Origin of the sequence: Apilactobacillus nanyangensis (assembly GCF_016861915.1) — a bacterium.
Lineage (GTDB): Bacteria > Bacillota > Bacilli > Lactobacillales > Lactobacillaceae > Apilactobacillus > Apilactobacillus nanyangensis.
On sequence record NZ_BOLX01000023.1, the window covers coordinates 1 to 11668 of the forward strand.

The 11668-nt window shown below is 34.7% G+C and carries 8 protein-coding genes and 1 pseudogene; 8 read left to right on the plus strand and 1 reads right to left on the minus strand.

The window, feature by feature from the left end; genetic code table 11:
• Positions 1 to 96 precede the first annotated feature (96 nt).
• Positions 97 to 756, minus strand: coding sequence for a DUF1361 domain-containing protein (locus JUD45_RS06875; RefSeq protein ID WP_138726381.1), 660 nt, complete (start codon positions 754 to 756; stop codon positions 97 to 99).
• Between the two features lie 160 nt (positions 757 to 916).
• On the opposite strand from JUD45_RS06875, the gene cdaA reads away from it, so the two are divergent.
• The 8 genes and pseudogenes from cdaA to JUD45_RS06915 all read left to right on the plus strand — a co-directional run bounded on the left by cdaA (position 917) and on the right by JUD45_RS06915 (position 11563).
• Positions 917 to 1762, plus strand: coding sequence for a diadenylate cyclase CdaA (gene cdaA, locus JUD45_RS06880; RefSeq protein WP_138726380.1), 846 nt, complete (start codon positions 917 to 919; stop codon positions 1760 to 1762).
• The gene (locus tag JUD45_RS06885) at positions 1762 to 2721 is read left to right on the plus strand and encodes a CdaR family protein (protein ID WP_138726379.1); all 960 of its coding nucleotides are present in this window, start codon (positions 1762 to 1764) and stop codon (positions 2719 to 2721) included. Before cdaA ends, JUD45_RS06885 begins: the two co-directional genes overlap by 1 nt.
• A 36-nt stretch (positions 2722 to 2757) precedes the next feature.
• Positions 2758 to 4110 (plus strand): phosphoglucosamine mutase, encoded by a 1353-nt coding sequence (gene glmM / locus JUD45_RS06890; protein WP_138726378.1) that lies wholly within the window; start codon positions 2758 to 2760, stop codon positions 4108 to 4110.
• A gap of 303 nt (positions 4111 to 4413) precedes the next feature.
• Entirely contained in the window at positions 4414 to 6237 is a 1824-nt protein-coding gene (gene glmS, locus JUD45_RS06895) for a glutamine--fructose-6-phosphate transaminase (isomerizing) (protein ID WP_187155692.1), read from the plus strand.
• 292 nt (positions 6238 to 6529) lie between these two features.
• The gene (locus JUD45_RS06900; protein WP_203619900.1) at positions 6530 to 8119 is read left to right on the plus strand and encodes a glycoside hydrolase family 73 protein; all 1590 of its coding nucleotides are present in this window, start codon (positions 6530 to 6532) and stop codon (positions 8117 to 8119) included.
• A gap of 66 nt (positions 8120 to 8185) precedes the next feature.
• A pseudogene (locus tag JUD45_RS06905) lies at positions 8186 to 9223 on the plus strand (ABC transporter ATP-binding protein); the annotation flags it as partial.
• Positions 9224 to 9408: 185 nt separating this feature from the next.
• Positions 9409 to 9717 carry a hypothetical protein gene (locus JUD45_RS06910; protein ID WP_138726382.1) on the plus strand — a complete coding sequence of 103 codons (309 nt, stop codon included), beginning with the start codon at positions 9409 to 9411 and terminating at the stop codon, positions 9715 to 9717.
• 658 nt (positions 9718 to 10375) lie between these two features.
• Entirely contained in the window at positions 10376 to 11563 is a 1188-nt protein-coding gene (locus JUD45_RS06915) for an aminotransferase-like domain-containing protein (RefSeq protein WP_138726374.1), read from the plus strand.
• The last annotated feature ends 105 nt before the right edge of the window (positions 11564 to 11668 follow it).

The following is an 11668-nucleotide window of genomic DNA, read 5'->3' on the forward strand; positions in this document are numbered from 1 at the left end:
CATTTAATTTATCTTCTACTTTATATTTAGACACAAAAACACCCCAAAGTTTTGTACAAACTTTGGGGTGCAGTGCACCATAAGGCTGTCTTTTTATTATTCCTTTTCGTCTTTAACATCTGTTAGGGTTAAGTAGAAAATCCAGTAAATTAAGCATTGGACGATTGTCATGATGACAACAAAGAATAACATTTTCAATGTCCACATTTCCGTTAATTGTTTGATCACAAAACGTGGTGAGAAAATTAAGTAGACAGTGTGGAATCTAAGAAATCTACCAACGTAAATTCCAATTGATGATATAACGTTTAAAGCAAATATTAGCAATACTTTAGCCACTTTAGAGTGGATAGAAAAGAATGCAAAACAACGGTTAACTATTTGGAATAATCCATAGAAACCAAGCATTGAGCATCCTAAAGCACTAATCATTAGAAATGAGTAGTTCATCCACATATGAGCGGATAATCTTAATAGTCCGTTAGTTCCATAGGGTTGAAGTAGTGATAAATGGAACAAGTCTGTTAGTAGATAGGGTGCGTTAGGATAGAATATTAACCATAAGAAGAAGATTGGCCAAAAAATCCAAGACTTTTCAACGTATTTATTGGTTAGTTCTAAACTCAGTTCAATGGGGATGTAACCCAAGAAAGTATTTAATACTAAAAATTCAAAAGGTGGTCTTGCGAACGCTAATAAGAATATTATCCACAAAACGAAAAATAGGCGTACTTGCCAGCGTGTGTTTTTAAACATGATTTGAACCCCTCAAAATATTATTATCTCTATTTTAAACCTTAAGCAGTAAATATTGAATGATTATTACTTAAAAATTCTATCAAAAATGATAATGCTAAAAATAAACGAAAATGAGTGATATAATATAGAGTATGAATGAAATTATGGAGGAATAGGTATGGGAATCAATTGGAGTAACATCCTAACACTAAGTAACCTTTTAGATATCTTAGTTGTTTGGTTTATTATCTATGAAGTAATTATCTTACTTAAGGGCACAAAAGCTGTCCAATTATTCCGTGGTGTTTTAGTAATTGCTGTTGTGAAAATTGTCAGTGTAATCTTTGGATTTACCACCGTTTCATACTTAACTGACCAGGTTATTAACTGGGGAGTTATCGCGATTATCGTTATTTTCCAACCTGAAATTAGACGTGGACTAGAACATCTAGGTCGTGGTTCAATTATTAAACACGCACAAAACCAAAATGTTGAAAATGAAAAGATGATTTTGGAACTTGATAAAGCCATCCAATATATGTCAAAACGTAGAATTGGTGCTTTAATGACTATTCAAATGGATACCGGATTGGAAGATTACATCGAAACTGGAATTAAGTTAGATGCAGACATTACCGGTGAACTTTTGATTAATACTTTTATTCCAAACACACCATTGCATGATGGTGCTGTTATTATCAGTAACAATCGTGTTGCCGTTGCAGCTGCATACCTACCATTGTCACAAAGTAACCTAATTCCAAAAGAATTGGGAACTAGACATCGTGCAGCAGTTGGTATCTCTGAAGTGACTGATGCTTTAACCATTGTTATTTCTGAAGAAACAGGTGAAGTATCAATTACTAAGAATAATGAATTGTTACGTGGAATGAATAAGGAAGACTATATGAAGTTCTTACGTGATCAATTGATTACTAAGCAAGATTCAATGAATAAGAACTTATTTACAACCATCTTTAATTGGTTTGACAAAATCAAGCAATCAACAGGGGGGCAAAAGTAATGAAGAAGTTTAATAGCCCATGGTACCTAAGATTATTGGCATTGATTTTTGCCATCTTATTATTTGCTTATGTTAACCAATCAAAACTTTTTGGTTCAGGTAGTAACTACGGTAGCTCTGAAGATATTACTCAATTGACTTCAAACAAGTCAGCAAATATTTCAGTTCCGCTACAATTAAATGTTGATAACAGCAAATACTTTGTTACTGGATATCCTGAAAAGGTTTCTGTTAAAATTGTTGGACCAACAGCATTGGTTACTACTACGGTGAATACACAAAACTTTAAAGTGTATGCTGATCTTTCAAGATTAGGTGTTGGAACTCATAAGGTTCGTTTGTACCAAGATGGATTAAACAATGAATTAAGATACTATATCAATCCTGCTTACATTTACGTTAATATTCAACCTAGAAAAACAGTCGAATTTCCGGTAAAAGCACAATATGAATCAGCTAATATTGCTGATGGATATTCAGCCGGCAAACCGGTTCTTGGTACCAGTAAGGTTAAAGTGACCGGAGCTGCTAATGAAATTGCTAAGATTAAGCAAGTTATTGCTAAGCTAAGCATTCCACAAAATACCAAGAAATCTGTAAGCTCTTCAGCTGTTTTAGAAGCTTTAGATGCAAAGGGTAGAATTGTTAACGTCATCTTGACGCCATCAACAACTTCTGTTAACTTGCCAATTAGTAGTGGGAATAACAAAAATGTTCCACTAAAGTTAAAAGTTGAAAATGGATCTAGCAACCAAAAATACGAACTAACATCAGATAATGATAAGGTGAAGGTTTTTGGCAATAAAAAAGAGTTAGATTCAATTGATAAGGTAATCGCTTATGTTGATGTTTCTGGAATTACATCAAAGAAAGTGGTTAATGTGGAATTAGATAAGATCCTAAATAATGTTACTGGTTTCGATCCTGAGAACATCAAAGTAACAGTTATTCCACAATAGATTTTAAGCAATTGAATGATGAATGGAGATAAAATTATGAAGTATTTTGGAACAGACGGAGTTAGAGGGGTAGCTAACAAAGATTTAAGCCCTGAACTAGCTTTCAAATGTGGACGTGCCGGTGGTTATATTTTAACCAAGCACAGCCAAGCAGAAGGACAACCACAAGTATTAGTTGCTAGAGATACAAGAATTTCTGGTCAAATGTTAGAAAGTGCTTTAATTGCCGGACTACTATCAGTCGGAATTGAAGTTCTTCAACTAGGTGTTGTCACAACTCCAGGTGTTGCATACCTTGTTAGAACTCAAGGTGCTGCCGCTGGTGTTATGATTACCGCTTCTCACAACCCAGCAGAATACAATGGTATTAAGTTCTTTGGTTCAGATGGTTACAAGCTATCAGATGAATTGGAAGAAGAAATTGAAGCAATTCTTGAAGCTGATAAGGATGATTTACCACGTCCATCAGCCAAAGGTCTTGGTAGTGTTGATGACTACTCAGAAGGTAGTCAAAAATACATTCGTTTCCTAGAACAAACCGTTCCTGATGATTTATCAGGTATGAAGATTTGTGTTGATTCAGCAAACGGTGCAACAAGCAATCTAGTATCACGTTTATACGCTGATTTAGGCATCGACTTTGAAACCATGGCAACTATGCCAAATGGAATTAACATTAACGATCAAGTGGGTTCAACTCACCCAGAACAATTACAAAAGATGGTTGTTGAACAAGGTGCTGAAATTGGGCTAGCATTTGATGGTGATGGTGACCGTTGTCTAGCCGTTGATGAAAACGGTGAACTAGTTGACGGTGACAAGATTATGTACATTTGTGGAAAATACATGTCAGATCATGGCCGTCTAAAACAAGACACTGTAGTAACCACTGTTATGAGTAACCTAGGTATGTATAAAGCAATGGAAGCAAATGGTATGCACAATGTTCAAACCAAAGTTGGTGACAGATATGTTGTTGAAGAAATGAACAAATCTGGTTACAACCTAGGTGGGGAACAATCAGGACATATTGTCTTCCTAGACTTTAACACTACTGGTGATGGATTATTAACCAGTCTTCAATTACTACATGTAATGAAAGACACTGGTAAGAAGTTATCAGAACTTGCCGGTGAAGTAACTAAGTACCCACAACAACTAATTAACGTTAAGGTTAGTGATAAAGACGGTGCTCAAGCCGATGAACAAGTTAAAGCTGTTATTGCAGACGTTGAAAAAGAAATGAACGGTGACGGTCGTGTCCTAGTTCGTCCTAGTGGTACAGAACCACTACTACGTGTTATGGCTGAAGCCCCAACACAAGAGCTAGTAGATGGCTACACTAAACGTATTGCAGACGTTGTTCAAGAACGTTTTGGAATTGAATAAAAAATTAAAAGCAATCTAATTAGATTGCTTTTTTTATTGTCTTTTCACCCCCGTAATTTGTCCATACCAATTTTTGAAATGGTCTAAAATGAGTACAATTTAATTAAAAAATTTGTTCTTTTTATGCTTATTGATACCAATATGCCGCTTTTTTCAATTTTTTTGCATAAACTATACCAATTTGATATTTATCAATTGACATTGATAATTAAAACTTGTAATCTAGAATATGTCGAAAATGATAAAAAAGATATAATTTTATTTAAAACAATTAATAAATAAAGAGTGAAAGGAAAATATAATATGTGTGGAATTGTTGGTGTAACAGGGAATAAAAATGCCGTTGATATTTTAGTTAATGGATTACAAAAGCTAGAATATCGTGGTTATGATTCTGCTGGATTATACGTAAACGATGAAGGTAAGAAGGATTACCTTGTAAAAAGAACCGGTGCGATTAGTAATCTAAGAGACGCCGTAAACGATATGAAGATTAACGGAAGTGCAGGGATTGCGCATACCAGATGGGCTACTCATGGGGGAGTAACTGTTGAAAACGCACATCCTCACTTCTCACAAGACAAGAGATTCTACCTAGTTCACAATGGTGTTATCGAAAACTACCGTGACCTAAAGGAAAAATACCTAAGTGATGTTGAATTTACTTCACAAACTGATACTGAAGTTGTTGTTCAATTAGTTGATTACTTCGCTGTATCTGAAAACTTAAGTGCTAAGGAAGCATTTAAGAAGACTTTATCACTATTAAAGGGTGCTTCATACGCATTCCAATTAATGGATAGAGAAGAACCAAACACTATCTACGTTGCTAAGAACAAGAGTCCACTATTAATTGGTCTTGGTGAAGATTGCAACGTTGTATGTTCAGATTCTCTAGCAATGCTAAACGTTACTCATGACTTTCTAGAATTGGATGATGGTGACTTTGTTACCGTTAAACCAGATTCTGTAACTATCGAAAACAAAGATGGTGAAGTCGTAACTGATAGACAACCATTCCACGTTGATATCGATGCTAGTGACACTGATAAGGGTACATACCCATACTACATGCTAAAAGAAATTGACGAACAACCAAACGTAATGAGAAAGCTTTCTGCTGAATACCTAAATGAAAATGGTGATCCAGTAATCGAAGATGATCTATTAGACTCAATTAAAGAATCTGATCGTCTATACATCATTGCTGCTGGTACTAGTTACCATGCTGGTTTAGTTGGTAAAGAACTATTCGAAAAGTTGGCACAAGTACCTACTGAAGTACACGTTTCTTCAGAATTTGCTTACAACATGCCACTACTTTCAAAGAAACCATTCTTTATCTTCCTAAGTCAAAGTGGTGAAACTGCAGATAGTCGTGAAGTTTTAGTTAACCTAAACCAATTAGGATACAAGAGTTTAACAATTACTAACGTTGCTAACTCAACACTTTCACGTGAATCAAACTACACTTTACTACTTCATGCTGGTCCAGAAATCTCAGTTGCATCAACTAAGGCATACACAGCACAAATTACTGTTGAAGCTATCCTAGCTAAGGCATTAGGTGAATCATCAGAAATTAAAGCTGCTAAAGACTTTAACTTGAAACAACAATTAGGTTTCGTTGCCACTGGTATGCAATCAATCGTTGATGAAAAGGAAATGATTAACGAAATTTCTAAGAAGTACTTTGTAAATGCTAACCGTGCGTTCTACATTGGTAGAGGAATTGACTACTTCGTTTCACTAGAATCATCATTGAAGCTAAAGGAAATTTCATACATTCTAGCTGAAGGATTTGCTTCAGGTGAATTAAAACACGGAACTATTGCTTTGATTGAAGAAAACACACCAGTTGTTGGTATTATTACTCAATCAAATACTGCTGGTTTGACTAGAAGTAACTTGGAAGAAACTATGGCTCGTGGTGCTAAGGCAATCACTATTGCTACCGAATCACTTGCTAAAGATAATGATGATATCGTTATTCCAGATGTTGATCAATTATTAACACCACTATTAAGTGTTATTCCTGCTCAACTATTGGCTTACTACACTAGTTTGAACAAGGGATTAGATGTTGACCATCCAAGAAACCTTGCTAAGAGTGTTACGGTTCAATAATTTAATGATTAAAAGGGTGCCTAGGGCACTCTTTTTTATTTGATTAAAATTAAAAAGAGACTAATTTTTCTTATAAGATTTTATAAAAATTAGTGCTGGCATGTTATAATCTATAACCGGGAGTGTTTTTGATGAAATTTACCAAGAAAACAAAAAACAATTCGAATAAACAAGCTAAGGCTGACAAGACTTTTAATAAGTTTAAGGAACAACAAAATCGTCTTAGCGCAAGCCGAAGAGGCGTAAAGAGATAAGAGAGAAGAAAAAATATTTTAATGGAGAGAGAATAATTATGAGAAGAAAACCGATCGTCAAATCTTTATTGTATGTCCTGAGTGCCAGTGCAGTTATTTCTGCTGGACACGTTTATGTTTCACATGCAGATGGTTTAGACAATGGTAATAATAATAATGTCAATGCGGCAACAGTGAATGCAAACAATGTTAATGGGATTAATAACTTGTTGGGTTCACAATTAACCGCTGACAATTTTATTTCTACGATTTCACCAGTTGCGCAAACTATTGCCAATAACAATAATCTATATGCTTCCACAATGGTGGCACAAGCAGCACTGGAAAGTGGATATGGGACTAGTTACTTAACTCAGGTTGGTAACAACTTGTTTGGTATTAAATCGTTTGATAACACTGGTGTTAAGCTAAAGACCGTTGAATACAATTCAAATGGACAAGCTTACAACACTTATGCATACTTCAAGAGTTACAACAGTATTATGGATAGTCTTCAAGGATATGCAACATTCTTAACTGTAAACTCCCGTTATGCAAACGTATTTAAGTCACAATCCAAGGATGGAATCGAAGCCGCAGTTAATATTCAAAAGGATGGTTATGCGACTGATCCAAGCTACGCCTCTAAATTGATTAACCTAATCAATACTTATAATTTAACTTCATTAGATGGTAATACATCTTCAACCAATACTACACCAAGTACTAATAATAGTAATAACAACAATCAAACACCTGCTAAACCAAAGAAGACACTAGCGACCGCTACTTATACATATGGTAATGCGCTAGAAACTTTCCAATTATCTTCTACTTTTACCAATTACAACATGTACACCCATGTTAAGGATACTACCCAAAAGAATGTCACTAGCAAATGGCCTAGTCATCTAAAGGCGGGAAGTAACGTATACGTCGACAGTTCAGCTGTTCGTACTTATAAGGGTTCAAGTACTAATTGGTACCGTATTAAGACCAGTAAAAATGCCAAGAGTTATTGGGTAAGTGGTAAGGCAATTGATTTTCCAACTATTAATATCAGAAAAGATAGTGGTAAGATTAAGTTAAGTCATGCTAACAAAGGCCTATACAGTAATGTATTTAACTCTCCAACATTAGCTAAGGAACTTGGTTCATCAAATAGTTATAAGGGTAAGACATTCAATGTAAATGAAATTGCCACTTATAATTATCATGGTAAGGAAAACGTTTGGTATCGTATTCATATTGCCAATTTGGGCAATGTATGGGTAAACAAAGATGGTATTACCTATACAAAGGCTGAAAAGAAGAAGGCCGTTAAGAAGACTACCAAAAAGAAAGTAACCAAGAAGAAGGCTAAAAAGGTTGTTAAGAAAAAGAAAACAACCGCTAAGAAGTCTACTTATTCAAAGGCATCAGGACATGCCTACTTGAATAACTATGGTAAGTTTTCACTATATAACCATATTCCAGGAACATATAAACATGTCCAAAAGACATCATGGGCTCAAGTAAAAGTGCCAAAGGATTATAAGGTTAGCGTTAACTTAAAGGGAATTAGAACTGAGTACCATACTACTTGGTATCGTATCATTTTAAATCATAAGAATTATTGGATTTCCGCTAAGTCACTACTTTTTTATTAATTTGATATAATTAGTAGTTAGTTTTATAATGATTAAATCGAAATAAAATATAGGAAGTATTAAAGAATGACTGAAGATTATAAGATTAAGGTTCAAAACGTAACTAAAGAGTACGATTTGTTCAAAACACAAGCTGATAAATTAAAATCATTTTTCTCAATTAAGACTGATGTTCCTCATTTCTGGTCACTAATGGGAGTATCTTTCGAAGTTAAACCTGGTGAAGCACTAGGTTTAATTGGTGTTAATGGTTCAGGTAAGTCAACTATTTCTAACATTATTTCAGGAATTATTCCTCAAACAACTGGTTATGTTGACGTAAAGGGTGACACTTCAATCGTTGCCATTAGTGCCGGTCTAAGAAAGAACCTAACTGGTAGAGAAAACATTAGACTAAAATCACTAATGCAAGGTTTAACTAACGAAGAGATCGATGCATTAATGGACGACATCGTTTCTTTTGCTGATATTGGTGACTTCGTGGATCAACCAGTTAAGAGTTATTCATCAGGTATGAAATCACGTCTAGGATTCTCAATTGCCGTACACATTAACCCAGACATCTTGATTATTGATGAAGCTTTATCTGTTGGGGATGATACTTTCTACCAAAAGTGTGTGGACAAGATTGCTGACTTTAAAGAACAAGGTAAGACAATCATCTTCGTTTCTCACTCACTAAAACAAATTGAATTCCTATGTGACCGTGTTGCATGGATTAACTACGGTAAGTTAAGAATGATTGGTGAAACACAAGAAGTAACCACTAAATACCGTGAATTTATTGAATGGTTCAAGAAGCTATCCAAGAAGGATAAGGCTAAGTTTGAAGCAGAACAAAAACAAATTCAAAAAGACTTTGATATCGATGAATACCAAAGACAAGTTACTGAAGAAGAACAATCTCAACATCCTGATGATAAGCATGTTGCAGCTACTGTAAAGAAGCGCTTCTACGGATCAGTAATTAGTGAAAAGATGCCAAAGACATCTGTTCTATTTACTTGGTTAGTAACTATCGCTACTTTATTCTTCTGCTTAGTTAATGTCTCAGGTCATCCATTAAGTCACATCGCAGAACACCCAGCATCAATCGTAAAACCAACTAAGAAGTTAGTATTACCAAAGGGTGTTGCTAAGGATAACCAAAAGAAAACCAAGAAACATCATAAAAAGGCTAAGACTGAAAAAACATCTTCAGTAAAGGCAACTATTAAATAATAAAAAAATCCGTTTTCTTTGAACGGATTTTTTTTGCGAGGGGAGATTAAATTAATATGGCTAAAGAAATGAAGAGTCATGAAACATTGGATTTAATTGAACAAATTACTAGATTAGATGGCACAAAGTACATGGAAATTAGTAACATGGTTCAAAACGGAAGGGCAGAGCTGGCAGCGGAACGTGGCTTCATTAAAGAAGTTCGTATTCTGCAACTAAATATTCCGCACTCAGAACATGTTATTAACTACGAGAACTACATTAACGAAAACTACGAAATGCCTGATGAAAGCATGGATCATTTTGAAGAATGGGAAAAGACACCAGAAATGGAAAAAGAAGTTTCCATGATTCTAAAAGAAAATCACGTTGGATAACAAAAAAAGGAAGTCATCGGTAGGTTGATGACTTCCTTTTATAATATGTGTCCACTTCTGATGCTGCGAAAAAATAATAGCTAAATAACGAGCAACATCTAGTGGGATGACTTGAATATGTAATGTTTATTATAAATGATGATATTTATTCTGACAATAAAAAATTTGAAAAAAATTAAAAAAATACGACATTTGTCATGTTATTATTAAAACAATTCGATGAAGCTTATCAATGATAAATGTTGATATATTAATTAGGGGAGAGTAGTTAGATTGAAAACAATTATTAAGGAAGTATTATTAAATATAGCGTTATACATTTTTCCACTCATTTTTATTATTAGTGGAATTAGTGGATCAAATGTAATGTATATTGTTGGATTTATCTTAGCCGGAATTATTAGCGTTCTAATGGTTCTTATGTACACGACATACATATTTACCCATAAAAGAGAAGAACTGTCCTTATATCGCATTATTTTGCTGATAATTGAAATAATTATTCTTCTATTATGTATCTACCTCGTTTTTGCTGGATAATTTATAATTATATTAGAAAATGATTAGAAAACTATTGAAATTTTAATCTCACAGTACTATATTATTGTTAACGCTAAATTAGGCGTTAACTTTTTTATTAAGAATGGAGTGATTTTGTATGGATTTCAAGTTTTCAAGTCGTGTACCGAATGTAGATAATGATGTGGTGGGAGAAATTTTAAAGGTAGCTGGTGATCCAGAAATCATTTCATTTGCTGGTGGGCTACCTGCACCCGAATTATTCCCGGTAAAAGAAATGCATGAGGCTGCTGATAAAGTTTTTGAACAACACGGTGCTGAAGCATTACAATATACGGCTGCAATTGGTAATCCGCATTTGCGAGAATTAATTGTTGAGCGAATGCAAACCAACAAAGAGGTAACAACTACTGTGGATAATGTTTGTGTTACCACAGGTTCAGAACAATCAATTGACTTAGTTGCTAAGATGATGGTTGATAAAGGTGACGTTATCTTAGTTGAAAAACCAACATATCTTTGTGCGTTAGACGTATTTAGAAGTTATGGAGCTAAAGTTGTTGGTGTTGATATGGATGAAGACGGAATGAAGATGGACGTCTTAGATGAAAAGTTAAACGAATATCCAGATGCTAAGTTCATCTACACAATTCCTAATTTTCAAAACCCAACTGGTCGTACCATGACTGCTGACCGTCGTGCTAAAATGGTTGAATTAGCCGAAGCACATGGTGTAACCATTCTAGAAGATGACCCATATGGTGAAATCAGATACTCAGGTGTTGCTGTACCACCAGTTAAACACTTTGATAAGAATGGAACTGTGGTGTACATGAACACATTCTCGAAGATCTTAGCCCCAGGGATGAGATTAGGATGGATTGTGGCTGATAAGAAATTTATCGATATGTTCGTTGTTATGAAGCAATCTGCCGACTTACATTCAGATAACTTATCACAATTTATCGTTGCTCAATACATGGAAGACAACGACTTAGACAAACATATTAAGGCAATTTCAGACGTTTACTATGAACGTGCATCTCTTATGTTAAAGGAAATTGATGAACAATTCCCAGCAGGGGTTAAGCATAGTAATCCAGAAGGTGGAATGTTCATTTGGGTAGAAGTACCTGGAAACGTTAATACCATGGATCTATTTAACAACTGTGTTAAGCATAACGTTGCCTTTGTACCTGGTGAACCATTCTATCCTGACGAAGTAATTCCAGGAACATTTAGGATGAACTTCTCCAACATGAAAGCAGATCAAATTCATGAAGGTGTTCGCCGTATGGCGGTTGCCATTGATGAAATGATGAATTAAGCAAAATAAAAAGGACTTACCAATTTGGTAAGTGAACTGAACCCCTTGAGTTGGAGAAATCTAACCTAAGGGGTTCTTTTATGTTTTCTAAAGAATTAAAATTAG